Below are 22,973 nucleotides of genomic sequence, written 5' to 3'. Positions count from 1 at the left end.
GGATCGCCATTGTAGCGCAGGCCCGCGACCGTTCTCCCCGGCGGCAGCCGGTGGCGGATCCTCATCACTGAGAGGGCAAAGTACCGGCGCGCGCTCTGGCACCGGATGAAGTCCCCTTCCGGGTGCGATCCGGCACAGCCCTGACCCCTGTTGGCATGGACCGTTGCCCCGCTGGCGCCGGCCGGTCTCAGCGCGCGATGACGTAGCCGACTCGCCGGGCATGCTCGACCAGGTCGAACGCGTTCGGGTCGAAATCGTCGCCGAGCCACTCCCGGACGCTCGCGTGGTCCTCGGCCGCCGGGTCGCTCCAGGTGGCGATGAGGTCGGCGTAGCCGCACACGCCACCGCAGTCCTCGGGCGGACACGCCCCCTTGCCGGCGAGCAGCACGGCGCGCGGCGCCACCGGATCGACCGGCAATCGCTTCTCGATGGCGATCCCGTGCCACCAGTCGTCACCGAAGTCGTACCGGTAGCGGAACTTCCGCTGACCCGAAAGCCATGCGCCGAGCATTGCGGTGCCTTCGGGAAGAGCCGGCCCGTCGCCGAACATGCCGTCCGAGTCAACCGGCGTTGCTATCCGCAGATCGGCGACGCGAAATTCGTGCAGGTGGGCATCGTCCCAGCCCATCGCCACCTGGATGACCCGGTGCAACTCCCCGAAACTGAGGTCGTCGTCGACCTCGACGCGGCGCCAGATCGCCGGCCGGAAGCGTTCGAGGGTGATCTTCAGGCGCAGGCGCTCGCGCGGCGTGGTAGTTGGCGTGTTCATGGTTGCAGTACCTTGGTCGATTCCTCGCCGAACTGGCTGACGACGCGCACCGCCACACGCCTGCCGGCCCGGGAAGGAATGGGAGGGGAAACGAAGCCGTACGGGCGGTCGAAGGCTTCGTCGTCGATCTCGATCGTCAGGGTGTTCGCGAGTTTCCTGCGGGTGCGCAGCTTCGCCAAGTCGGACAGGCCGCGCTGCCACTTGCCGGACTCGCGCCGGTCGCCGCCACAGGAGGAATGAGGAATTCTAACAGCCACAGGGGGTGCCGCCCGTGCCGTGCGGCGAAGGCGGTCGACGCGCAGCCGCCCTCGTTGCCGCTGGGCGGCGGACATGAACTCCTGCCGCGCATCGCCGTCGAAGCGCTGCGAGCAGCCAGCTGCCGGCCAGGACGACGATCGTGCTGCCGCCGGGGACGCTGCCCACCCATCCCCCCAAACCCGATCCGAAGGACACTCCATGCCAGCCCTCTCCACGGAAGCACTCGAGCAGCTTTTCATCAACGCCCGCACGCACAACGCCTTCCGGCCCGAACCGATCCCCACGGCCACCCTGCGGCAGCTCTACGACCTGATGAAGTGGGGGCCGACGTCGATGAACTGCCAGCCGGCACGACTGGTCTTCGTCACCAGCCCGGAAGGCAAGGCGCTGCTGGCGCCGGCTCTGTCACCCGGCAACCTGGAGAAGACACTGGCGGCGCCGGTTACAGTGATCATCGCCACCGACAGCCTGTTCCACGAACACCTGCCGACGATGTTTCCCGCCTACGACGCGCGACCGATGTTCGCCGCCAACGCCGAACTGGCCGCCAGCACCGCCTTTCGCAACGGCACGCTGCAGGGCGCCTACCTGATCCTGGCAGCGCGCGCACTCGGCCTCGACTGCGGCCCGATGTCCGGCTTCGACGCCGGCAAGCTCAACGCCGCCTTCTTCGCCGACGGGCGCCACCAGGCCAACTTCCTCTGCAACCTCGGCATCGGCGACCCCGCCGGCGTACATCCGCGCGGTCCCCGGCTCGCCTTCGACGAAGCCTGTCGCATCGTCTGAGGAGCCCTGCGGGCGGGCCAGCACGTGCCAGCAGCGAACGCGGGGCTGTACGCCCAAGCGGCCCGACCGACCGGCAAGCGGCTCACGGTGGTCGGTGGTGTCGGATTCCTTTACAGCAGCCGCCTTCGGGCCTCACCAGGAATTGCCTGGAGTCATTTGAAACAGCGACTTACACGCGCCATCGATTTGTGGCACGATACTTGCTTAATGGAGACTGCGGCACCCCGATGGGTTGCCAAGCCAAAAAGCAATCGAGCACCAGCAGCACACGACTTGGAGATAGCAGGAATGAACAAGAAGCTTTTGACGGCAGCGATGGCGCTGGCTTTCGTCGCGGGATCCGCGCAAGCGGGTTTGGTATCCCCGGTCACGCCGACGGCGGCTGAACTGGTCACGACTGGCGGCGAAGTGGTGATCTACTTTGCTGGCCAGACTGCCGGGTACGACAGCGTCCTCAACCTGATCGAGCCAGCGGGCTTTGCCGGCAATCCGTTCTTCCACAACCATCAGACCGCTGTGGGTACGGCCCTGAGCCTCGGCACCTACGCGGCAGGTACCGTGCTGCGTTTCCGCATGGACGTCCTGAACACTGGCGACAAGTTCTTCACCGGCCCCGGTGCAGGCAATCCGGACGGTCTGGTGCACGTCGGCCACGCAAACTGGGCTGCCGACGCGGTCATTCCGGTCGCCGGCCTGTGGGTCGGCTTCGAGGATCTCCTTGGCGGCGGCGACGGTGACTACGACGACAACCAGTTTGTCTTCACCAACGTCCGCTCCGACGTTCCCGAGCCGGGCTCGCTGGCCCTCCTGGGAGGCGCCGCGCTGGCTGCAGCCGGTCTTCGGCGGCGGCTAATCCGGTAGACGACAGCAGTCGGTCGGTCGCGGCAGCCCCGACGCACCGGGGCTGGGCGGATCAGTGGCCGCTGGCAGACCTTCCTGCCAGCGGCCACGGTCATTCTTTCCGGCCGCAGTGGACGGGCGCCGCTGGAAACGGTCATGATGCGTCGGCAACGCGTGCAGGACGCAGACGCCTGCCGGGTATGAGACCGGCGGCGGCGTTGCGGCGTGCATCAGGATGCCGACAGCCGGTTCACCTTGCGGCCGCCGCGCAGGACGCCCGCTGTTCCGCCCATCATGCCGCTCTCAGGCACGTTTCAGAGTGCGTTGTCGACCGGAGGTGCAGCATGCGGATCGTCAGGTGGACCGGAAGCGGTATCGTCGCCACGCTGCTGCTGGCGGTTCTCGCCGGCCAGATGGGGCTGTTCAGCGGCACGCCTCCCGACGACCTCGGGGTGCACGCGGGCCGGCTCAAGCCGCCGTCGGAGACCGCCAACAGCGTCAGCAGCCAGGCGTCCCTGTGGGCGGGACACGCGCAGCGGGAGCGGGCGCAGATCGCCCCGCTGGCGCTGCGCGGCGATGGACCGGCGACGATCGCCAGGCTGCAGGCACTGCTGCAGGGGCAGCCCGGCGTCACCATCGTCGACCGCCGCGCCGACTATCTCTACGTCCGCTGCGAAACGCGGCTGATGAAATTCGTCGACGACGTCGAGTTCTGGTTCGACCCCGGCAGCGGGGTGATCCAGGTGCGCTCGGCGTCGCGCGTCGGGCGCAGCGATTTCGGGCTCAATCGCCGGCGCATCGAGGAACTGCGGGCCCGGCTCGCGGCTTCCTGAAGCGGAGCCGACAGCCGCGCGGCGATGACATCCGCGCCCGCCGGCTTGCAGCCGCCCGCTGCGGCCTGACTGCCGACCCCGCGCTGCGGCACGCTACAGCATGTTCTCGAGAAAGGCACGGGTGCGCGGGTGTTCGGGGGCGGCAAACAGCTCGCGTGCCGGACGGGCTTCGAGGATCTCGCCAGCGTCCATGAAGACGACGCGGCTCGCCACCTCGCGCGCGAAAGCCATTTCGTGCGTCACCACCAGCATCGTCATGTGTTCTTCGGCCAGTTCGCGGATGGTGCGCAGGACTTCGCCGGTGAGTTCCGGGTCGAGCGCGGACGTCGGCTCGTCGAAGAGCATGATGTCCGGCTCCATGGCCAGCGCGCGGGCAATCGCGACGCGCTGTTTCTGGCCGCCGGAAAGCCGCGACGGATGACTCGCCTGCCTGTCGAGCAGGCCGACCTTGCGCAGCAGTTCCTCGGCTCGCGGGACGATCTCGTCGCGCCGCAGCCCCTTGACGGTGATCGGCGCCTCGATGACGTTCTGCAGCACCGTCAGATGCGGAAACAGGTTGAAGTGCTGGAACACCATTCCCATCCGGCGACAGATGCGGCGGATGTCGGCGTCGGGTGCATAGCGGCAGACGCCATCGGCCGTGGTGGCGACCAGTGTCTCGCCCTCGATGTCGATGCTGCCGCGGTTGATCGTCTCGAGATGGTTGAGGCAACGCAGGAAGGTGCTCTTGCCGGACCCCGACGGGCCGATGACGGCAACCACTTCGCCCTGATCGACCGCCAGCGACACGCCCCTGAGCACTTCGACCGCGGCAAAGCGCTTGTGAACGCCGCGCGCATCGATCATCGGCCTAGCCATCGTAGACCGCGTGCTTCCTTTCCAGGTACTGGAAACCGAGCGTCAGGACCAGCGTCATCAGCAGGTAGAACGCCGCCGCGACGACGAAGGGCATCGTCGTGAAATCGCGCTGGACGATGCCGCGCGCGGCGCGCAGCAGGTCATTCATCGCCAGCACGTAGATCAGCGACGTGTCCTTGACGAGCGTGATCGTCTCGTTGCTCAGCGGCGGCAGGATGCGCTTGAAGACCTGCGGCAGGATGATCCGTCGCATCGTCTGCGCGTAGCTCAGCCCGAGGACGCGCGCACCTTCGTACTGGCCGCGATCGATCGACTGGATGCCGGCCCGGAAGATCTCGGCGAAGTACGCGGCGTAGTTGAGGACGAAGGCGACGATGGCGGCCGGAAAATCCGGCAGGCGGACACCGACAAAGGGCACGAAGGGCAGAGCGAAATAGATGAACAGCATCTGCAGCATCAGCGGCGTGCCGCGCATCAGCCAGATGTAGCCATTGACCAGGCCGCTGACGAAGACGAAGCGCGAAACCCGGACGAGGGCCAGGGCGAGGCCGAGCGGCACCGAGAGGACGAAGCTGATGAGGAAGACCTGCAGCGTAACCCCCGTGCCCTCGAGCAGGGGGCCGATGATGCGGAGCAGATAGTCCATCCGGGACTATTTCTTGATGATGTCCTTGCCGAACCATTTCGTCGATATCGCAGCGGCCGAACCGTCGTTCTTCATCTCGTCGAGCGCCTTCTGCAGACGCGCCATCAGTTCGACGTCGTCCTTGCGCGTACCGACACCGTAGTCCTCGGTGCCGAAGTTTTCGTCGAGGACGCGGTACTCCCCCGGCTTCCTGGCGGTGTAGTAGCGGCCGACGACCTCGTCGACGACCAGCGCGTCGAGCCGGCCGGCGCGCACATCCATCAGCGCGGTGACGTTGTCGCCGAACTTCTTCAGTTCCTTGAGTGACTTCGCGGTGGCCGCGTCGCGCTCGATGGCCTCGATCGCGCTGCTGCCCTCCTGCACGCCGACAACCTTGCCGGCAAGGTCAGCCTTGGTCCTGAGTGGCGACGCTTCCGGGACGACGATGATCTGGCGGTTCTCCAGATAGGGCGTGGTGAACAGGATCTTCTCCTTGCGCGCCTCGGTGATCGTCAGGCCGTTCCACAACACGTCAACCCGCTTGCCGTTCAGTTCGGCTTCCTTGGCATTCCAGTCGATCGGCTTGAAGCGGACCTCGGCGCCGAGCCGCCTGGCGGCTTCCCGGGCGAGATCGATGTCGAAGCCGACGAGGGTGTTCTGTTCGTCGCGAAAGCCCATCGGCGGGAAGTTGTCGTCCAGTCCGACGACGATGGCGACGGCCGGCGCCGGTGCTGCAGCCGGCTTCGCGGCAGCATCCTCCTTCCTGCCGCAGGCCGCGAGCAGCGCGGTGGACAGGAGGACGATCGACAGAACTGCGGTTCCTTTCTTCATTTTTCTTTCCTGTGACGGTGGCGATGGCGGTAACGGAAGCGTCATGCCCGGGTGACGGGTGCGACGAGGGCGTCAGTATACCCAAGTCGCGCCGGGCTCCCGGGCTGAATCGTCGCCGCGCCGGGTCGCGTCACCCGTCCCGCAAGTGACGCGCCGGCGCGGATTTCCCGCACCGGCCGGACAGGCTCCTCGCCAGCGGCGATGACCGACCGGCGCCGCCGCTCAGCCGTAACGTCCTTCGATGTAGTCGGCCGTCTCCGGGTGCGCCGGGGTGACGAACATCTCGTCGGTTCGTCCATGCTCGACGACCCTGCCCATCAGCATGAAGATGCACTCCTCACTGGCGCGCCGCGCCTGCGCCATGTTGTGGGTGACGATCAGGATGGTGTACTGCCCGCGCAGTTCCCAGAGCAGTTCCTCGACCGCTGCGGTTCCTTTGGGGTCGAGCGCCGAGCAGGGTTCGTCCATCAACAGGACCTTCGGCTTGACCGGCAGCAGGCGGGCGATGCACAGCTTCTGCTGTTCCTCGAGCGACAGATCGGTCGCCTTGCGCCGCAGGCGGTCCTTCACCTGGTCCCAGAGCAGGACCTGCCGCAACGACTGCTCGACGATTTCGTCCGGCGTTCCCTGCGCCACCTCGCCGCCCCCCCTGGCGTGCAGGCGGTGGCTGAAGAGGATGTTGTCGCGGATCGAGATCGGCAGAGGATTCGGACGCTGGAAGACCATTCCGACCTGCTTGCGCACCTGCACCAGTTCGACATGCGGGTCGTAGATGTTCTCGTTCATGACGTGCACGCTGCCTTCGATGCGCACGTAACCGAGACGCTCGTTGATGCGGTTGACGCTGCGCAGGAAAGTGCTCTTGCCACAGCCCGAGGGACCGATCATCGAGGTGATCAGTCCTTCGCGGATGCGCAGGTCGACGTCGTAGAGCGCCTGGAAGGTGCCGTACCAGAGGTTGAGCTTCTCGCTGGCGATGGCATGGCTGGGAATTGGCTGCATCAGTGCAGCGGTCTGTTCGTTGTTCATCGTAGGTCGTATCCGTGTCCGTGATGGGGCGGCACCGGCGTCACCGGCGATCGCTCGCCGCGCCGCCGCGGCGGGCCGGCGCCTGGTGGCTAGCCGAAGCGGCCCTCGACGTAGTCGCGCGTTCGCTGATCCTTCACCTCGCCGGTGAACAGGTCCTCGGTGACGCCGATCTCGACGCACTCGCCGCCGAGGAAGAAGGCCGTGCGGTCGGCGAGACGCCGTGCCTGCTGCACGAGATTGGTGACGAGGATGATCGTCACTTCCTGGCGCAACTCCTTCAGCACGTCCTCGATGCGCATCGTCGTCACCGGGTCGACGGCGATCGAGAACTCGTCGAGCATCAGCAGGTCCGGTTCCTGCGACAGCGCACGGGCGATCGTCAGGCGCTGCTGCTGGCCGCCGGAGAGCAGGCTGCCGAGCGCGTCCAGGCGGTCCTTGACTTCGTCCCAGAGCGCGGCGCGGGTCAGGCAGCGCTGGACGATGACGTCGAGTTCGGCCTTCTCCGTGACGCCACGCAGGCGCGGCGACAGCGCGACGTTGTCGTAGACCGTCATCGGCAGTCCCACCGGCAGCGGAAAGACGACGCCGATGCGGCTGCGCAGGGCATAGACGTTGTTCAGCCGGCGTGTGTCGCGGCCGGCGAAGTGGATCTCGCCGTCCACCCGCATGCCGCTGGTAAACACGTCCATGCGGTTGATCGCCTTCAGGAACGACGTCTTGCCGGCGTTCGCCGGGCCGATGATGCCGAAGATCTCGTGCTCGCGGATCGACAGGCTGACGTCGCGCAGCGCCACCGCGCTGCCGTAGCGGATCGTCAGATTGCGCACCTCGAGCTTGTTCGGAAAGGCGGCGACCGCCCGCTGGCTGGCACCGGTGACCGGCGCCGGGGCTGCGACATCTACCATTTCTTCTTCCCCCTGAGCCACATGCGAAAGGCGATCGAGACGCTGTTCATCGTCAGTACCAGACCGATCAGAACCAGCGCGACGCCGAAGGGAACCTGCTCCTCGATGCCCGGCACCTGCGTCGCGGTGACGAAGAGGTGCAGCGACAGCGCCATTGTCTGGTCGAAGACACTCTGCGGCAGGAATGGCGTGAAGAATACGGCGCCGGTGAACATGATCGGCGCCGTCTCGCCGGCGGTGCGCGAGACTTCGAGGATGACGCCGGTGAGGATGCCGGTGATCGAGTTCGGCAGGACGACGCGGCGGATCGTCTGCCAGCGCGTCGCACCCATGTTCCAGCACGCCTCGCGGAAGGCCTGCGGCACCGCCTGCAGCGACTCGCGCGTGGCGACGATGACCACCGGCATGGTCATCACCGCCAGCGTCAGGCTGGCGGCGAGGATGCTGGTGCCGAACTTGAAGAAGAGGACGAAGGCGCCAAGCCCGAACAGCGCATGGACGATCGACGGCACGCCGGCGAGATTGATGATCGCCAGGTTGATGATGCGGGTGAACCAGTTGTCGCCGGCGTACTCGCTGAGGTAGATGGCGGCGAAGATGCCGATCGGCACCGACAGCAGCAGGGCGACGGTCACCAGCCAGACGGTACCGAGCAACGCCGGAAAGACGCCGCCGCTGCGCATGCCGTCGGTCGGCGCGGTGAACAGGAACTCCCACGAGATCGCCCCGCCGCCCTTCGCCACCAGCGTGCCGAGGATCAGCAGCACCGGCGTGATCAGGAGCAGGGTCATGAGCCCGAAGAGCAGGCGGTAGCGTCGCTGTACGCGCGCGTTGTGCCGGTTCAGGTCGCTGGCCTGAAACAGCGCGGGATTGGCAGTGGTCATGGCTCAGCCCTTGCGTATGCCGCGCACGATCAGATCGGCGCAGAGGTTGATGATGAAGGTGACGAGGAAGAGGAAGATGCCGATGGTGAACAGCACCTGGTAGTGCTCGCCGCCGACGACCGCTTCGCCGAGTTCGGCGGCGATCGTCGCCGTCAGCGCGCGCACCGAGTCGAAGATGCTGTCGGGTATGTTCACCGCATGGCCGGTGGCCATCAGCACCGCCATCGTCTCGCCGAAGCCGCGGCCGACGCCGAGCAGGACGCCACCGAGGAGGCCGTTCTTCGCTGCCGGCAGCACCACCTTGTAGATCACCTGCCAGCGTGTCGCGCCCATCGCCTCGGCTGCCTCGCGGTAGCGGTCGGGAACGGCCTTCAGGGCATCCTCGGCGATCGAGGTCATGATCGGCGCCGCCATCAGGCCGAGGATGATGCCGGCGTTGAGGACGCAGAGGCCGACCGGAATGTCGAACCACTTGATCAGCAGCGGATTCATGATCACCAGGCCGATGAATCCCCAGACCACCGACGGAATCGCGGCCAGCAGTTCGACCAGCACCTTCAGGGCCTCGCGCGTCTTGCCGGTGGCAAACTCGGCGATGTAGATCGCCGCACCGAGCGAGAACGGCACCGCGACCAGCATCGCCAGCCCGGTAACGCTGGCCGTTCCGGCCATCAGCGCGAGAATGCCGTACTCCGGGTCCTCGGCATCGCTCGGCGACCAGTACGGTGTGAGCAGGAACTCGCGAAAATCCATCTTCTCGAAAACGAAGCCGATTCCCTCCTTGGTGACGAAGAAGAAGATGCCGAGCACGAAGAGGATGGCCGAGATGCCGCAGACGAAGACGACGCCGGCGATCAGCTTGTCGACGTACCAGTCGGTGTTGCGGCGGTCGAAGTTCTCGGCCACGCGTGCGTTGGTGGCGCGGTTGCTCAGCGCCTGCGTACCGGTGCCCATCAGCTGCCCTCCTCGCCGCGCAGGACGCTCATCAGATTGCTCACGCGCATGGCGATCTCGCGGCCGAGCGTCCGCAGATCAGGCTGCGCGCCATCTGGTCGGCCGACTTCCCACTCGAGCGCCACCGTATGGAACGGAATCTGCTCGACATAGGACCGGACCGGTCCCTGCAGGCTGACGATGATCTGGTATGTGGCGAGCTCCTGATGATGTGCCGGCATCGCCTGTGGCTGATGGCTGCCGAGGTCGATTCCCAGCTCCTGCAGCAGGGCGGCCGAGGCTGTATCAAGGGTGCCGGCGCTGCGGCCGCGACTGTGGAACTCGCCAACATCGGGAAAGTTCTTGCGCGCGATCGCCTCGGCAATCGGGCCGAGCAGGCTGTTGTCCTCGTCGAGGAAGAGAATGCGGAAGAACTTCGGTCCCTTGGCCTGGCCGGTGACCGCGAAGACCGTGTCTTCGCAGATGTTCTTCGCCTGGTCGGAAACCCTCTCGAGCGAGTTGAACACCGTCAGGTACGCGAAGAGCTCCTGGACGTTCAAATGATCGCCTTCTCCGACCAGGTCGCTGAAAGCCATGTCGAAGGTCCGCTCGACCTGGTCGGCGATGACCATCGTCGCCTTCGCCTTCCCGGCATCGCTTTCGAGGAAGGCATCGACGGCCTGCTTGAGCATCTGCCGCGCTTCGCCCGCCATCAGTTCGATCTCGCGCGCCATCAGCCCCTGCGGGCGGGCGAGACGAACCGCCTCGCGGCAGATGGTGACGGCGTAGTCGCCGATGCGCTCGAGAGCGACATTCGCATGCACGACGGCCCCCATCAGGCGCAGGTGACTGCCGGTCGGCAGGTGCACGCCGATGAAGGCCATGCGCATGCGATCGAGTTCGTTGCTGACGGCATTGATCCGGTTGTCCGCCAGCACCGTCGCGTAGGCAAGCCGGTCGTCGTCGGCCAGCAGCGCATGGACGGCGTCGCCAAGAGCCTTCTCGACGAGGCCGGCGAGCAGGGCCAACTGTTTCTTGATCTGGGACAGGTCTCTCTCGAGACGTTCTTCATAGTGACTCATCGCGGTCTTCTTCCTCAGGCGCGGGAACACGGGCTCTGGCGGCGTGGCGCCGACGGCGTCGGTACCCCGCCGCAAACGGATCTACTTGCACTTCACCTTCTTCATCGGCGCGTAGCCTTCCTTCTCGATGATGCACTGGCCGGTGTCGCTCTTGATCCACTCCAGATACTTCTTCGTCTCGCCGGTCGGCTCGCCGTTCGTATACATGAACAGCGGCCTGGCGATCGGATAGGTGCCGTCGAAAGCCGTCTGTTCGGTCGGCTTGACGCAGGGCTTGCCGGCCGCCGGCGCGACGCAGAGCGCCTTCATGTGGTCGGTGACGTAGGCGAGCCCGCTGTAGCCGATCGCGCACGGCGTCTTCTCGACCAGGTCGGCAACGTCCTTGGAGCCGTGCATGTCGAGTGTGCCCTGGCGGAACTTGCCCTTCTCGCCGAGGACCGCCTCCTTGAAATAGGCATAGGTACCCGAATTGTTCTGCCGGCTGACGACGACGATGTCGCCCTTGCAGCCGGGAATGGTGATGCCGAGGTCGCTCCACCTGGTCGCACCGCCGTCACGCCCGTAGATCTTCGCCAGGTCGGTGACGGTGATCGTGTCGCCCGGGAAATTCTTGTGCACGAAGATGGCGAGAGCGTCGTAACCGATGATGTGCTCGACCGGCTGCCGGCCCTTGGCCTGCGCCTCCTTGATCTCCTTCTCCGACATCTTGCGGCTGGAGTTGGCGATGTCGACGGTGCCGTTGATCATCGCCGCGATGCCGGTACCCGAACCGCCGCCGGAGACCGCCACCGCCACCTTGGGATTGACCTTGCCGTATTGCTCGGCGAGCGATTGTGCTGCATTGACCAGGGTGTCCGAGCCCTTGTTCTGGATTTCGGTCCGGGCGGATGCGCCGGCGGCGGCCGTCACGCCAAGCGTCAGGACGGCAAGCTGGCACCACATCGAGCGAGAGTTCATCTGTCTTATCTCCGGGTATCGTTGGATTGCTGGATTCGTCGCCTGCCGATGACAGGACGACCGATCATCGCAGGCTTCTGCACGGCTGAAAATTCGGGCGGCAACGTAAGTGATGCTGCCAGCGTGGCGAGCCAGGTGGCGGGCGTCGACTGCCCGTGCAGCAAGCTTTCCGGGCACACGTAAGGGAAACCCTTACGCGTTCTTCCCTATTCCCAAACTGCGGCAGCGGCTGCAGAATGGGAACACGATCAACCTGCGACGGCCCATCATGCCGAAATCGGCGACCCGGCGACTCGCCTGGCGAGACGCACTGCTGCTCGTCGGCGGCTATCTGACGCTCGACTGGGCCAGCCACATCCATCGCCTGCACGGTTTCGACGTCACGCCCTGGAGCCCGGCACCGGCGCTCGGCCTGCTCTTCCTCGTCCGCCACGGCGGCCGCGCCGCGCCGCTGCTGGCACTGGCGATCTTCGCTGCCGACGCGTGGGTCCGCGGGGTGCCGCTGCCGTGGTCACTGTCCGGCGCGCTGGCGCTGCAACTCACGGCCGGTTACTGGCTGATCGCGGAAACCCTGCGCCGCCGCATCGGCCGCAAGGGGATGTTCATCGACCGGCGCGGCCTGATCGAGTGGGTGACGATCATCGTCGTCGGGACGCTTTTCAACAGCCTGGTGCTGATCGCCGGGCTGGCGCTGACCGGGCACCTGCCGACGACTGCCGGCGGCACCGTGCTGCTCGCGACCTGGCTCGCTGACGCCGTCGGCATCCTGATCTCGATGCCGCTGCTCGCCATGCTGCTCGACGAGCGCAGCCGCAGCCGCCTGCGCCGCCTGCTGCTCGGCCGCGAATCGCTGAGCCTGTTGACGACCGGCAGCGTTCTCGTGCTCACCTTCGTCGCCGGCAGGATGACCGAGTTCAAGTATTTCCCGGTGCTCTTCCTGCCGATCGCCTGGGCAGCCGCCCGGCAGGGCCTCGCCGGCGCCGCGCTGACCATCGGCCTGACCCAGGTCGGCGTCATCCTCGCGACGCAACTGCTCAATCTCTCGCCGCTGACCCTGATCGAACTCGAGGTGCTGGTCCTGGTGCTCGCGTTGTCGGGCTTCTTCATCGGCGTCGTCGTCGACGAGAAGCAGCGGCTGAATGCCGAGTTGCAGCAGACGCTGCGGCTCGCCGCCGCCGGCGAGATGGCCGGGGCGCTGTCGCATGAGCTGCACCAGCCGTTGACGGCGCTCCTCGCCTATGCGCGCGCCTGCCAGCAACTGCTCGCGCAAGGAGAGAGCAGCGACCGGCTGCGCGACGTGATCGACCGAATCGTCGCCGAATCGCAGCGCGCCGCCGACGTCGTCAGCCGCCTGCGCGACTTCTTCCGTACCGGCACGACGCGCCTCGAGCGAATCTGGCTGCGCGAACTGCTCTCGTCGGCGGCCTCGCGCTTCTCGGCGCAGGCACAGCAGCAGGGAATCGAACTGCTGCTGCAGCCGGCACCGCCCTGTGCCCTGCTGGCCGATCGGCTGCAGCTCGAGGTGGTGCTGCGCAACCTGCTCGCCAACGCCCTCGAGGCAGCGGCCGAGCGACCGCCGGCAGAACGGCGGGTGCGCGTGTCAGCCCGGCAGGACGACACCGGTCGGGTCTGCATCACGGTCGAGGACAGCGGCGCGGGGATCACTGAACAGATGGAGGAACATCTCTTCGAAGCATTCCATACATCGAAGGCAAGCGGCCTCGGGCTCGGGCTGGCGATCAGCCGGGCGATCGTCGAGGCGCATGGCGGCACCCTGGCGGCCGAAGTCGCCGATCATGGCCTGTTCCGGCTGACGCTGCCGATCGAGGAGGCTGCGACGGATGCCGCATAGAAGCAACACGGTCTTCATCGTCGAGGACGATCAGTCGGTGCGTGACGCGCTGTCGCTCCTGCTCGGCCTGCAGGGTCTTTCGGTGGCGCTGTTTGCCGACGCCGAAAGCTTCCTCGCCGCACGTCGTCCCGACTGGCACGGGTGCCTGCTGGTCGACATCCGGATGCCCGGAATGGACGGTCTGACGCTGCAGAAGCGCCTGTGCGAGAGTGGCTCCTGGCTGCCGGTGATCGTCATGACCGGCCACGGCGACGTCGAATCGGCGCGCCAGGCCTTCCGCAGCGACGCGGTCGACTTCCTCGAGAAGCCGATCGATCACAGCCGGCTCCTGGCGGCGATCGAGGAGGCATTCGCGCGACAGCATGTGCGCCAGGACGATGCCGAACGCGGCGCCGCCGTCACGAGCCTGCTGCAGACGCTGACACCGCGCGAGCGGGAAGTCATGGCGCAGGTGGTCGCCGGTCGGCACAACCGCGAGATCGCCCGCAGGCTGGACATCAGCCCGCGCACCGTCGAGGTGCACAAGGCGCGACTGCTGGCCAAGCTGCAGGTCGGCAGCATCGCCGACCTCGTACGCCTGAGCCTGCGGGCGGGCGAGAAGGACCACGGCTGAGGTCCGGCAGGCGCCGCCGGCGCCCCTGACGGCCACCCGGCAGTGCGCGGGCCTTGGCCGGGCCCGGTCAGTCGTCGATGGCGTGCATACGCTGCACCACCGCCGCCAGCACGGCCGTCGACCAGCCGAACATCAGCATGCCGGTCATCGCCTCGAAACCACCGAAACCGGCCCAGCCGTCGGGCAGCTTGCGCACCCCGACGCCCAGCGTGGTGTAGTACTCCATCGAGTAGTACATGGCGATCTCGGTCGTCGGCACCAGGTCGAGCAGCCGGAAGGCGACCGCCCAGACGACGATGCCGGAGAAATGGGTCAGCACCATGACGCCGACGACACCGACGGTGAACAGCGTGCGCGCACCACGGTTCCGCTCCCGCTTCAGCAACGGCTTGCCAAAGCGCTCGAAGCTGTTGCGCACCAGGCTCATGCCGACGCCGTGCAGGGCGACGGTCAGCGCCATCGGCACGAGTGCCGCCAGGATCTGCGTCAGATACTCGAGATCGACCATCCCCGTCCGCGACCTCCGCTGCAATGCGTCACTGGCAACAACCATGGCGGCCGCCGGCAGCACACTGCTGCCGGCGCGTCACCCGTCGCGGTACCGTGCGCCTGGCTCAGGTGGCGGACGATTCCCTTTCCTTCGCTTCCTTCGCCGGCTTGGCCGGACAATGGGTGTCGTACACCGTCTGCATCCGCCGCAGCTTGAGCACGCCATGGAAGACCGTCACCAGCATCGCGATCACCAGCAGCGAGGCGAAAGTCTTCTCGAGGTCATACGCCCCCTGCCGGTTGGCGACCGTGGCGGCGACGATGAGCGCGACGATGCCGAGGTTGATGGCCCAGTTGAGCGGCCGCGCAACGACGAAGTGCAGGGTGCCCATGCCGGCGAGCTGATAGAGCATGAACGGCAGGATGGCGACTGCCGGGATCAGTTCGGAGGCGCCAAGCGACACGTTCACCGCGCCGGGCGCCATGGCGTGCAGCAAACGGCTGTTCGCCAGTTCGTGGAACAGCGACGGGATGGCGCAGAGGATCGGCACGACCGAGAGCAGTTCGAGAATCAGTGCGCCGCTCCAGGTGCCGATGCGCGACGAATGGTCCGACCCTTCCTCGTTCGACTGGGCACCGATGAAGAGCCCGCCGACGATCGCCGAGATGCTCGCGAGCATCAGCAGTTCCACCGAGATGCCGAAGCCTGCCGGTTCACCGGTCTTGATCAGCAGCAGGGCCAGAAAGCCGGGCGTGTAGAACATGACGCGCACCAGCCGCGCCCAGACGCGCGCATCGCGCTCCGGCGGCAGGACAGGCAATGCCACGCCATTGGTGCCGATGGTCGCTCGTTCCTTGGACATCTCCAAACCTCCCGTTGGTACAGAAAAATTGACGGCCGGGAAGATAGCACGAAACGTGCCCCTTTTCCCGCTCCGCGACGGCGCCGCCTACGACCCCTCGGCGACGAAGCGGGCAACGATGCTGCCGTAGCGCGCTGGCCAGTCGCGCAGCGACGCATCGCCGCCGCCGAAGACACTGCGCAGGAAGGCGAGCGAGAGATCCCGGGTTGCCGCCTTCACCTGCGCGTTCAGTTCGACGCCGCCACTGCCGGCACGGTCGGTGAACATGCTGTGCGAGCCGCCGGCGAACACCGCCAGGATCTTGCGCGGCCCGGCGATGCCGGCGAAGACGGCGATGCGGTCCTCGGCGCCGGAGTAGTAGCCCGGGATGCGAATGATGTCCTCGGTGGCGGTGACATGCAGTGTCGGCACCGTGATCCCGGCGAGTATCTTCGCGCTGTCGCGTTCGCCGTAGAACGGCGGTGCCGAGAGCAGGATCGCGGCCCGCAGGCGTGCATCGGCGAGATCGATGACGCGACCGTGGCGTTCAATGCGCGCGCCCAGCGCCAGCATGACGGTGTTGGCGCCGTACGAGTGACCGGCGGCGACGATGCGCGCGGGATCGATCCGCGCAGCGAGCTGCGGATGTGCCAGCAACTGATCGAGAGCGAAACGCAGGTCGCCAACGCGCGCGATCGCTTCGTCCTCCTGGGCGGCGGCCTGCAGACGGCCGACGAGGCTGAAGACGTTGCCGGTCCACAACGAGCGGTCGCTGCCGACGTGCTGCAGGTGCAGGCTGGCGTAGCCCTGGCTCGCCCAGTAGGTGCCGAGATAGCTGTAGCCCCGCCGTGAACCGCCGATGCCGTGCGAAAACACGACCAGCGGCAGCGCGTGCTCGCCAGCCGCCGCAGCTGGAAGGTACAGGCGCACGGGTACCGGGCGCTGCCGCGTCGCGTCGAACCAGTCGTGATCGTCGACGATGACCGCCGCCGCCTCACCGTCGTGACCGCCTGCGCGCGCGCTGACGGCGACGCCCGGCAGTTCCTCCGCCGCCTGCGCCGCGAACGGCGTCGCGGCGACGAAGAACGTGATGCAGCCGACGACAGCTACGGTGGACGCGTTGCCGCCAGTGCAGCGTCTCCGCCAGGCGACGGGCAGCAGGCTGGTGGCGCGATTTCCCATGGTTTTCATTGTCTGCCGGTGGTTGCGGACATCGCCCACTGGCGACCGTCCAGAGACCCCGCCCGGCTGCCGAAGTTCCGCCGCCAGCCGGGCCGGTTGCCGCCACGAGCCTGTCGCTGCACGGCAGGCATGGACGTTCGACAAGTCTCCGACGGTACGGATATACTGCCGCATGCAAGTGGTCCCTGCCCGGCGCAGAGCTCACTGTCGGCGAGTCACCCCTTCCTGGCTGGCCGCTGCGGAACGTAGCGCAAGGCGGGGGGACGGCCTTCTTTTCGCCAGGAGCGACAGGTGGACAAGCTATCGAGCAGCTTACGGATCGGCGAGAAGATCGGCCTCGGCTTCGCTCTCGTCGGCCTGTTGCTCGCCGGGGTCATCTGGCACTACCACCAGACGCTGCGCTCGGTGGTCGACGATTACCAGCAGTTGCAGCGAATCTTCGAAGTCCGCAAGTCACTGGCGGTCGACATCGAGATCGAGATGGCGGCCGCGCGCGATGCCGAAAAGAGCTTCCTCCTGCTGCACCAGGAACGCTTCGCCGACGCCGTCCATGGACACCTGCAGGCGATGAACGAGAAGGTGGGCGCGCTGGCCAAGGTCGATCAGCAGTCGCAGCAGACAGCCGCGCAGTTGCAGGCGCTGATGACCGTCTACGAGCAGCGTTTCGCCGCCGTCGCCGAAGCCTGGCGGGCAATGGGACTGGACGAGAACTCGGGAATCCAGGGCGCCTTCCGGCAGAAGATCCATCGCCTGCACGAACTGTCCGCGCAGTACAACGTCGACCGCCTGCTCACCGTGCTGCTGCAGATTCGCCGCAACGAAAAGGATCTTGCCCTGCGCCGGGAAGCCACCTACCGGGACCGGGTGCGGCGGCTGGTCGCCGAGTTCCGCCAGCATCTGGAGGCTTCGGCGCTGCCGCCGCCAGCGCGGCAGAAACTGCTGGGCGAGCTGGCAAACTACTCCAGGAGTTTCGAGACCTATGCTGAAAGTGCGCTCAGCCCGGGCTACGGCGGTGGCGGCAGGGGACCGTTCCGTGACGCCGCGCAGCGGATCGAAACCATCCTCCACAGCCACTACGTACCCGAACTGGAGACGAACGTCCTCAGGTTGCGGCGTCGCGAGAAGGACTTCCTGCTGCGTGGCGACGAGTCCTACCCGCCGATGGTGGTCGAGATCGCACGCACGATTCGCGCGCAGATCGGCGAGTCCGCCCTCGCCGAAACCGACAAGGCGCAGTTGCTGGGGTTGCTGCGCGATTACCAGCGCAGTTTCCTGGTCCTCGTTTCACAACGGGCCAGCATCATCGCCCTGACCGCCGAGATGAATGCCGCCGCCGACCAGGTGGCGCCGCTGATCGAGGCGAACGTCGCGCAGGCCAACCAGACGATGAGCAGTCGCGCGCGCACCATCGACGAGGACGCGCAGGCCAGCGTTCGCCTCGGCCTGATCGTCACCGCCTCGACGCTGCTGCTCGCCGTCATCCTCGCGCTCGGCATCACCGCGCGCATCGTCCGCCCGGTACGCCAGATGGCCGGAGTGCTCGACGATCTGGCCTACGGCACGCCGACCGGGCAGGTGCCGACGGTGCCCGGCGGCCGCAACGAGATCAACGCGATGGGTGAGTCGCTCAATGCGCTGCTTGACCATCGCGCCAGTTTCCTCGGCTGGTGGAAGGCGTCGATGGACGAGCTGAGCGCGCGACGCGCAGTGCTGGCCAGCGAAAGCGAAGCGGAGCGCGACGAAGCCATCCTGGAACTGCGCGCCGCCAGCATCGTCAAGGTGCAGAAACTGAACGCGATCCGCGGCCGCCTGCTGCAGCATGCCCACGCCATGGTCGACATCGGCCGGCGGCTGGCCGCCGCCGGCAGCCTGCCGGCGAGCGACGGCAAGCTGCTCGAGCATTCGGCACAGGCGATCGAGTCGCTGCTCGATGTGGTGGCGGTCGAGGAGGACGCGCCACCTGCCGCCACCAGGACCGCCGCGGGCACGGCCGGCGCCGGCGCCTAGGCGCCGACTTGCGGCGAGCGGCCCGCCGCCCGCTGCCGGTGCCGGCAACCGGCCGCTCACTTGCCCGGCTGCACCCGCAGTTCGCGCCAGCGGCCGTCGACGAAGCCTTCGATCGGCCGGAAACGGGCCTTGTATGCCATTTTGCGGCTGTCACGGATCCAGTAACCCAGATACAGGTAAGGCAGTTCGTTGGCAACGCACTGGGCGATCTGCCAGATGATGTTGTAGGTCCCCAGACTCGCCGACGGCAGCGTCGGATCGAAGAAGGTGTACACCGACGACAGCCCGTCGCTGAGCACATCGACGATGCTGACCATGCGCAGGACTCCGGCATCGGCGAACTCGATCAGGCGCGTGTCCACCCGGCTCTGCAGCAGGAAGTGGGTGTATTGCTCGTGGCTGTCCTGGTCCATTCCACCGCCGGCATGCCGCGCCGACTGATATCGCAGGTAGAGCTGGTAGTGGTCGTCGCGAAAGGCGAGCGGCAGCTCACGCGCCTGCAGGCCGCCGTGCAGCCTGATGCTGCGCCGCTGGCTGCGTGAGGGCTGAAAACGTTCCACCGGCACGCGCACCGGCACGCAGGCCTGGCAGTGGTCGCACTTCGGCCGATAGGTGAAGACGCCGCTGCGGCGGAAACCGCCACGCACGAGTTCACCGTAGACTTCACTGGTGATCAGGTGACTGGGCGTCGCCACCTGCGATCGCGCCGATTGCCCGGGCAGGTAGCTGCAGGTGTACGGCGCCGTCGAATAGAACTGCAGCAGGGAAAAGGGCAGTTCCGAGTCGTTGAGTCGCGACATTCGTCTAGGTCCACGGTTGGCTGGCGGCATCGACCGGCCAGCGGCCAGGTTGCCATGCCTGGCCGACAAGTACCCGCAGGCGCTCGAGGAAGATCGTCCGCGGCATCTCGCGCGCGCCGAGCGAGGCCAGGTGCGGGGTGCTCATCTGACAATCTATCATGCCGAAACCCTCCTCTTCAAGGAAGCGGGCAAGATGGGCAGCGGCCACCTTGGAGGCATTGGCGGTGCGCGAGAACATCGACTCGCCGTAGAACATGCGGCCGATGGCCAGGCCGTAGAGCCCGCCGACGAGGTGGCCGTCGCTCCAGGTCTCCACCGAGTGGGCGACGCCGAACTGGAACAGCTTCCAGTAGGCGTCCTGCATCGCCGGCGTGATCCACGTCCCCTCCTGGCCGGCGCGCGGCACCTCGGCACAGGCCCGAATCACCGCCGGGAAATTGCTGTCGAGTCGCACCTGGAAACGCGCCGAGCGCAGACAGCGGCGCAGCGAGCGCGAGACCCGAAACTCCGCCGGCAGCAGCACCATGCGCGGGTCAGGGCTCCACCAGAGGATGGGCTCGCCCGGCGAGTACCAGGGAAAGATGCCGTGCTGGTAGGCAGCAAGCAGCCGCGTCGGCGACAGGTCGCCGCCGGCACAGAGCAGACCGTTCGGTTCGCGCAGCGCCCGCTCCAGCGGCGGAAAGGGCGCTCCCCGCTCGAGCCACGGGATCATCGCCGGAAGCTGATCGGCTGCCGGCTGGCGACCGGCTGTTGGACCGGCGTCTTGAAGGCGACGACATGATCGACGTCGAGGCGGATGCCGATTCGCTCGCCGATGGCGTGATCGTGATGCGAAGGCACCAGCGACAGCACCTCGACGCCGCTGTCGAGCCGCAGCGAGTACAGGATCTCGGCGCCGCGGAAGGCCTTGTGGCGGACTTCCGCCATCAACCCGGCCTGGTCGTCGTGAATCACGTCGTCCGGACGCAGCAGGACCTCGACGCCGCAGCCCTCGCCGCAGGCGGCGCATCCCTGGCTGCACTCGAGCGGCAGACGCGATTCGAGCAGGCCGAGTTCGACCCGCACCCGGTTCTCGTCAACGACGACACCTGGCAGGAAGACGCCCTGGCCGACGAAGTCGGCGACGAAACGGTTGCATGGCTGATGATAGACGCGATACGGGCTGTCCCATTGCTCGATGCGCCCGTTGGCCATGACGCCGACCTCGTCGGCCATCGCGAAGGCTTCGTGCTGGTCGTGCGTCACCAGGACGGCGGTCGTCGCCTCGCGCCGGAGGATATCGCGCACTTCCAGCGACAGGTGCTCGCGCAGATCGACGTCGAGATTGGAAAACGGCTCGTCGAGCAGGATCAGTCGTGGCCGAGGCGCCAGTGCCCGCGCCAGCGCCACGCGCTGTTGCTGGCCACCGGAGAGTTCGTGCGGGTAGTGCTCGCCATGGCCGGACAGACCGATCGTCTCAAGCAGTTCTTCGACCCGCTGCCGCCGCTGGCTGGCGGCGAGACCGGCGAGACCGAAGCCGACGTTGGCGGCGACCGTCAGGTGCGGAAACAGCGCGTACTCCTGAAAAACCATGCCGATCCGCCGCTGCTCCGGCGGCAGTCGGCGCCCGGCGCGGCTGAGCACCTCCCCGTCGACACGAATCTCGCCGGCGACGATGTCCTCGAAACCGGCAATGCAGCGCAGCAGCGTCGTCTTGCCGCAACCCGAAGGACCCAACAGGCAGGCGATGCTGCCCGACTCGACGCGAAAACTGACCGCATCGACAACGGTGTGCGATCCGTAGCGCTGGACGACGCCTTGCAGTTCAAGCTGTGCCATCAGAACTCGCTCATCAGGTGACCGTAGCCCGCGCCGCGCCGGCCACGCGCTGCCGGCGGCTGCAGACCGCCCGGAAAACCGGGCCCGTCAATTATAATTCTCATTCACCCGCCCAACCATGACCAGCCGTCACCTCAACCCCCTGCTCTTCGCTTCCGTCGCGATTGCCGCGCTGGTCGGCATGCCCGTCGTCAGCGTCCTGAGCAACGTCCTCAGCGGCGGTACCGGCGCCATCTGGTCGCATCTGGCGGCAACGGTGCTGCCGGATTACGTTGCCAACACACTGCTGCTGTGCGTCGCCGTCGGCACCGGCGTCATCATCGTCGGCGTCGCCACGGCGTGGTTGACGGCGATGCACGACTTCCCCGGCCGACGAATCTTCGCCTGGGCCCTGGTGCTGCCGATGGCGATGCCGGCCTACGTCCTCGCCTACGTCTACACTGATTTCCTGCAGTTCGTGGGTCCGCTGCAGACCTGGCTGCGCGATTCGTTCGCCTGGAACAGGAACGACTACTGGTTTCCCGAGGTTCGCAGTCTCGGCGGTGCGGTGGCGATGTTCATCTTCGTCCTCTATCCCTACGTCTATCTGCTGGCGCGTACGGCGTTCATCGAGCGCAGCAGCGGCATGCTTGAAGCCGCGCGCACGCTCGGTCTCGGTCCCTGGCAGAGTTTCTTCCGCATCTCGCTGCCACTGGCACGACCGGCCATCGCCGCCGGTGCGACGCTGGCGCTGATGGAAACGCTTGCCGACTACGGCACGGTCTCCTACTTCGGCGTCCAGACCTTCACCACAGGCATCTACCGCGCCTGGTTCTCGCTCGGCGATCGCGTCGCGGCAGCACAACTCTCGGCCGCGCTGCTCGCCTTCGTCATCGTCCTGCTGCTGCTCGAATGGCGCTCGCGCGGCCGTTCCCGCTTTCACAACACGAGCGGGCGCCGGCGTCAGCTGGCCGAACGACGGCTGTCCGGCTGGCGCGGCTGGCTGGCGACGGCTGGCTGCGTGTTGCCGCTGGGGATCGGCTTCGTCCTGCCGGCTGTCCTGCTCCTGCGGCTGACGCTGGCCGAGAGCGAGGCACCGCTCGGCCCACAGTTCATCGGCTTGGCGCGCAACAGCTTCCTGCTCGCCGGACTGACGTCGATCATCGCCCTGACGCTGGCGGTCCTGCTCGCCTATGGCGCCCGCCTGGCGAAGGGCGCCCTGGCACCGGCGCTCAACCGCCTGGTGGGCCTTGGCTACGCCGTCCCCGGATCAGTCATCGCCGTCGGCGTCCTGATCCCGGTCACCCGTCTCGACCACTGGCTGGCGGCAACCTGGCAGACCTGGTCTGGCGAGAATCCCGGACTGCTGCTCACCGGCGGCATCGCGGCGCTGGTCTATGCCTACCTCGTCCGCTTCCTGGCGGTGGCGCTGCAATCGGTCGGCAGCAGCCTGGGCAAGATCACGCACAGCATGGACGATGCCGCGCGCAGCCTCGGTCTCGGGCAGGCAGCGACGCTGCGCCGGGTGCACCTGCCGATCCTCCGCAGCAGCCTCTTCACAGCCGCCCTGCTGGTCTTCGTCGACGTCATGAAGGAACTGCCGGCAACCCTGGTGATGCGTCCCTTCGACTTCGACACGCTGGCGACGCAGGCCTATACGCTGGCGGCCGACGAGCGCCTGGCGGAAGCGGCGGCCGTCTCGCTGGCCATCGTCGCCGTCGGCCTGCTGCCACTGATCGTCCTCTCGCAGCAGATCTCGCGTCAGATCGCGGGTCGCGGTGGCTGATACGGACGGCGCGGG

Annotated in this window: 24 protein-coding genes; 7 read left to right on the top strand and 17 right to left on the bottom strand. The window is 67.0% G+C overall.

What is annotated here, in order from left to right; translation table 11 throughout:
* Positions 1-187: 187 nt before the first annotated feature.
* Positions 188-769, bottom strand: a complete 582-nt coding sequence (locus HT579_07770; GenBank protein QKS28827.1) for a plasmid pRiA4b ORF-3 family protein — start codon at positions 767-769, stop codon at positions 188-190.
* Positions 766-1,101 carry a hypothetical protein gene (locus HT579_07765; GenBank protein ID QKS28826.1) on the bottom strand — a complete coding sequence of 112 codons (336 nt, stop codon included), beginning with the start codon at positions 1,099-1,101 and terminating at the stop codon, positions 766-768. The genes HT579_07770 and HT579_07765 overlap by 4 nt, the downstream gene beginning before the upstream one ends.
* Positions 1,102-1,225: 124 nt before the next feature.
* Here HT579_07765 and HT579_07760 point away from each other — a divergent pair, with 124 nt between their 5' ends.
* The 3 genes from HT579_07760 to HT579_07750 all read left to right on the top strand — a co-directional run bounded on the left by HT579_07760 (position 1,226) and on the right by HT579_07750 (position 3,486).
* Positions 1,226-1,813, top strand: coding sequence for a malonic semialdehyde reductase (locus HT579_07760; protein ID QKS28825.1), 588 nt, complete (start codon positions 1,226-1,228; stop codon positions 1,811-1,813).
* Positions 1,814-2,101: 288 nt separating this feature from the next.
* Positions 2,102-2,674, top strand: a complete 573-nt coding sequence (locus HT579_07755) for a PEP-CTERM sorting domain-containing protein (GenBank protein ID QKS28824.1) — start codon at positions 2,102-2,104, stop codon at positions 2,672-2,674.
* Between the two features lie 323 nt (positions 2,675-2,997).
* Positions 2,998-3,486: a DUF1499 domain-containing protein gene (locus HT579_07750; protein QKS28823.1), complete on the top strand. Its 489-nt coding sequence runs from the start codon at positions 2,998-3,000 to the stop codon at positions 3,484-3,486.
* A gap of 93 nt (positions 3,487-3,579) precedes the next feature.
* On the opposite strand, the gene HT579_07745 is transcribed toward HT579_07750, so the two are convergent.
* The 9 genes from HT579_07745 to HT579_07705 form a co-directional block, all read right to left on the bottom strand.
* On the bottom strand, positions 3,580-4,332 hold the full coding sequence (locus HT579_07745) for an amino acid ABC transporter ATP-binding protein (protein QKS31556.1): 753 nt from the start codon (positions 4,330-4,332) through the stop codon (positions 3,580-3,582).
* Between the two features lie 4 nt (positions 4,333-4,336).
* A complete protein-coding gene (locus HT579_07740) occupies positions 4,337-4,990 on the bottom strand; it encodes an amino acid ABC transporter permease (GenBank protein QKS28822.1) in 654 nt (217 codons plus the stop codon).
* A 6-nt stretch (positions 4,991-4,996) separates the two neighbouring features.
* Entirely contained in the window at positions 4,997-5,800 is an 804-nt protein-coding gene (locus HT579_07735; GenBank protein ID QKS28821.1) for an amino acid ABC transporter substrate-binding protein, read from the bottom strand.
* 222 nt (positions 5,801-6,022) lie between these two features.
* Complete coding sequence (locus tag HT579_07730) at positions 6,023-6,829, bottom strand: phosphate ABC transporter ATP-binding protein (GenBank protein QKS28820.1); 807 nt, start codon at positions 6,827-6,829, stop codon at positions 6,023-6,025.
* Between the two features lie 89 nt (positions 6,830-6,918).
* Positions 6,919-7,734: a phosphate ABC transporter ATP-binding protein gene (locus HT579_07725; protein QKS28819.1), complete on the bottom strand. Its 816-nt coding sequence runs from the start codon at positions 7,732-7,734 to the stop codon at positions 6,919-6,921.
* Entirely contained in the window at positions 7,728-8,618 is an 891-nt protein-coding gene (pstA, locus tag HT579_07720; protein QKS28818.1) for a phosphate ABC transporter permease PstA, read from the bottom strand. The genes HT579_07725 and pstA overlap by 7 nt, the downstream gene beginning before the upstream one ends.
* Positions 8,619-8,621: 3 nt before the next feature.
* Positions 8,622-9,572 (bottom strand): phosphate ABC transporter permease subunit PstC, encoded by a 951-nt coding sequence (gene pstC / locus HT579_07715; protein QKS28817.1) that lies wholly within the window; start codon positions 9,570-9,572, stop codon positions 8,622-8,624.
* Positions 9,572-10,633, bottom strand: coding sequence for a hypothetical protein (locus tag HT579_07710; GenBank protein ID QKS28816.1), 1,062 nt, complete (start codon positions 10,631-10,633; stop codon positions 9,572-9,574). The genes pstC and HT579_07710 overlap by 1 nt, the downstream gene beginning before the upstream one ends.
* A gap of 81 nt (positions 10,634-10,714) precedes the next feature.
* Positions 10,715-11,590: a phosphate ABC transporter substrate-binding protein gene (locus HT579_07705; protein ID QKS28815.1), complete on the bottom strand. Its 876-nt coding sequence runs from the start codon at positions 11,588-11,590 to the stop codon at positions 10,715-10,717.
* Between the two features lie 268 nt (positions 11,591-11,858).
* Here HT579_07705 and HT579_07700 point away from each other — a divergent pair, with 268 nt between their 5' ends.
* Entirely contained in the window at positions 11,859-13,442 is a 1,584-nt protein-coding gene (locus HT579_07700; protein QKS28814.1) for an MASE1 domain-containing protein, read from the top strand.
* Entirely contained in the window at positions 13,432-14,055 is a 624-nt protein-coding gene (locus tag HT579_07695) for a response regulator transcription factor (GenBank protein QKS28813.1), read from the top strand. The genes HT579_07700 and HT579_07695 overlap by 11 nt, the downstream gene beginning before the upstream one ends.
* Positions 14,056-14,122: 67 nt before the next feature.
* Here HT579_07695 and HT579_07690 read toward each other — a convergent pair whose 3' ends face one another.
* From HT579_07690 to HT579_07680, 3 genes are all read right to left on the bottom strand, one after another.
* On the bottom strand, positions 14,123-14,608 hold the full coding sequence (locus HT579_07690; protein QKS28812.1) for a hypothetical protein: 486 nt from the start codon (positions 14,606-14,608) through the stop codon (positions 14,123-14,125).
* Between the two features lie 61 nt (positions 14,609-14,669).
* Positions 14,670-15,407 carry a hypothetical protein gene (locus HT579_07685; GenBank protein ID QKS28811.1) on the bottom strand — a complete coding sequence of 246 codons (738 nt, stop codon included), beginning with the start codon at positions 15,405-15,407 and terminating at the stop codon, positions 14,670-14,672.
* An 87-nt stretch (positions 15,408-15,494) separates the two neighbouring features.
* Entirely contained in the window at positions 15,495-16,568 is a 1,074-nt protein-coding gene (locus HT579_07680; GenBank protein ID QKS28810.1) for an acetylhydrolase, read from the bottom strand.
* Positions 16,569-16,859: 291 nt separating this feature from the next.
* Here HT579_07680 and HT579_07675 point away from each other — a divergent pair, with 291 nt between their 5' ends.
* Positions 16,860-18,575, top strand: a complete 1,716-nt coding sequence (locus HT579_07675) for a HAMP domain-containing protein (protein QKS28809.1) — start codon at positions 16,860-16,862, stop codon at positions 18,573-18,575.
* Between the two features lie 56 nt (positions 18,576-18,631).
* Here HT579_07675 and HT579_07670 read toward each other — a convergent pair whose 3' ends face one another.
* Genes HT579_07670 through HT579_07660 form a run of 3 tightly spaced genes read right to left on the bottom strand, consistent with a single transcriptional unit; the run spans position 18,632 to position 21,193 of the window.
* A complete protein-coding gene (locus HT579_07670) occupies positions 18,632-19,375 on the bottom strand; it encodes an arginyltransferase (GenBank protein QKS28808.1) in 744 nt (247 codons plus the stop codon).
* A 4-nt stretch (positions 19,376-19,379) separates the two neighbouring features.
* Positions 19,380-20,087: a leucyl/phenylalanyl-tRNA--protein transferase gene (locus tag HT579_07665; protein ID QKS28807.1), complete on the bottom strand. Its 708-nt coding sequence runs from the start codon at positions 20,085-20,087 to the stop codon at positions 19,380-19,382.
* Positions 20,084-21,193 carry an ABC transporter ATP-binding protein gene (locus HT579_07660; GenBank protein QKS28806.1) on the bottom strand — a complete coding sequence of 370 codons (1,110 nt, stop codon included), beginning with the start codon at positions 21,191-21,193 and terminating at the stop codon, positions 20,084-20,086. The genes HT579_07665 and HT579_07660 overlap by 4 nt, the downstream gene beginning before the upstream one ends.
* 118 nt (positions 21,194-21,311) lie before the next feature.
* On the opposite strand from HT579_07660, the gene HT579_07655 reads away from it, so the two are divergent.
* Positions 21,312-22,958, top strand: coding sequence for an iron ABC transporter permease (locus HT579_07655; protein ID QKS28805.1), 1,647 nt, complete (start codon positions 21,312-21,314; stop codon positions 22,956-22,958).
* The last annotated feature ends 15 nt before the right edge of the window (positions 22,959-22,973 follow it).

The organism is Candidatus Accumulibacter similis (genome assembly GCA_013347225.1).
GTDB lineage: Bacteria > Pseudomonadota > Gammaproteobacteria > Burkholderiales > Rhodocyclaceae > Accumulibacter > Accumulibacter similis.
This window is presented reverse-complemented; position numbering and strand designations above follow the sequence as displayed.

What these genes read in the sequence shown, in the direction of transcription:
- pstA (QKS28818.1), bottom strand. Translation starts at nt 8,618, where the DNA reads ATGACCACTGCCAATCCCGCGCTGTTTCAGGCCAGCGACCTGAACCGG.
- HT579_07745 (QKS31556.1), bottom strand. Translation starts at nt 4,332, where the DNA reads ATGATCGATGCGCGCGGCGTTCACAAGCGCTTTGCCGCGGTCGAAGTG.
- HT579_07680 (QKS28810.1), bottom strand. Translation starts at nt 16,568, where the DNA reads ATGGGAAATCGCGCCACCAGCCTGCTGCCCGTCGCCTGGCGGAGACGC.
- HT579_07735 (QKS28821.1), bottom strand. Translation starts at nt 5,800, where the DNA reads ATGAAGAAAGGAACCGCAGTTCTGTCGATCGTCCTCCTGTCCACCGCG.
- HT579_07660 (QKS28806.1), bottom strand. Translation starts at nt 21,193, where the DNA reads ATGGCACAGCTTGAACTGCAAGGCGTCGTCCAGCGCTACGGATCGCAC.
- HT579_07730 (QKS28820.1), bottom strand. Translation starts at nt 6,829, where the DNA reads ATGAACAACGAACAGACCGCTGCACTGATGCAGCCAATTCCCAGCCAT.
- HT579_07695 (QKS28813.1), top strand. Translation starts at nt 13,432, where the DNA reads ATGCCGCATAGAAGCAACACGGTCTTCATCGTCGAGGACGATCAGTCG.
- HT579_07770 (QKS28827.1), bottom strand. Translation starts at nt 769, where the DNA reads ATGAACACGCCAACTACCACGCCGCGCGAGCGCCTGCGCCTGAAGATC.
- HT579_07755 (QKS28824.1), top strand. Translation starts at nt 2,102, where the DNA reads ATGAACAAGAAGCTTTTGACGGCAGCGATGGCGCTGGCTTTCGTCGCG.
- HT579_07700 (QKS28814.1), top strand. Translation starts at nt 11,859, where the DNA reads ATGCCGAAATCGGCGACCCGGCGACTCGCCTGGCGAGACGCACTGCTG.
- HT579_07690 (QKS28812.1), bottom strand. Translation starts at nt 14,608, where the DNA reads ATGGTTGTTGCCAGTGACGCATTGCAGCGGAGGTCGCGGACGGGGATG.
- HT579_07665 (QKS28807.1), bottom strand. Translation starts at nt 20,087, where the DNA reads ATGATCCCGTGGCTCGAGCGGGGAGCGCCCTTTCCGCCGCTGGAGCGG.
- HT579_07740 (QKS28822.1), bottom strand. Translation starts at nt 4,990, where the DNA reads ATGGACTATCTGCTCCGCATCATCGGCCCCCTGCTCGAGGGCACGGGG.
- pstC (QKS28817.1), bottom strand. Translation starts at nt 9,572, where the DNA reads ATGGGCACCGGTACGCAGGCGCTGAGCAACCGCGCCACCAACGCACGC.
- HT579_07760 (QKS28825.1), top strand. Translation starts at nt 1,226, where the DNA reads ATGCCAGCCCTCTCCACGGAAGCACTCGAGCAGCTTTTCATCAACGCC.
- HT579_07725 (QKS28819.1), bottom strand. Translation starts at nt 7,734, where the DNA reads ATGGTAGATGTCGCAGCCCCGGCGCCGGTCACCGGTGCCAGCCAGCGG.
- HT579_07685 (QKS28811.1), bottom strand. Translation starts at nt 15,407, where the DNA reads ATGTCCAAGGAACGAGCGACCATCGGCACCAATGGCGTGGCATTGCCT.
- HT579_07710 (QKS28816.1), bottom strand. Translation starts at nt 10,633, where the DNA reads ATGAGTCACTATGAAGAACGTCTCGAGAGAGACCTGTCCCAGATCAAG.
- HT579_07705 (QKS28815.1), bottom strand. Translation starts at nt 11,590, where the DNA reads ATGAACTCTCGCTCGATGTGGTGCCAGCTTGCCGTCCTGACGCTTGGC.
- HT579_07655 (QKS28805.1), top strand. Translation starts at nt 21,312, where the DNA reads ATGACCAGCCGTCACCTCAACCCCCTGCTCTTCGCTTCCGTCGCGATT.
- HT579_07765 (QKS28826.1), bottom strand. Translation starts at nt 1,101, where the DNA reads ATGTCCGCCGCCCAGCGGCAACGAGGGCGGCTGCGCGTCGACCGCCTT.
- HT579_07670 (QKS28808.1), bottom strand. Translation starts at nt 19,375, where the DNA reads ATGTCGCGACTCAACGACTCGGAACTGCCCTTTTCCCTGCTGCAGTTC.
- HT579_07750 (QKS28823.1), top strand. Translation starts at nt 2,998, where the DNA reads ATGCGGATCGTCAGGTGGACCGGAAGCGGTATCGTCGCCACGCTGCTG.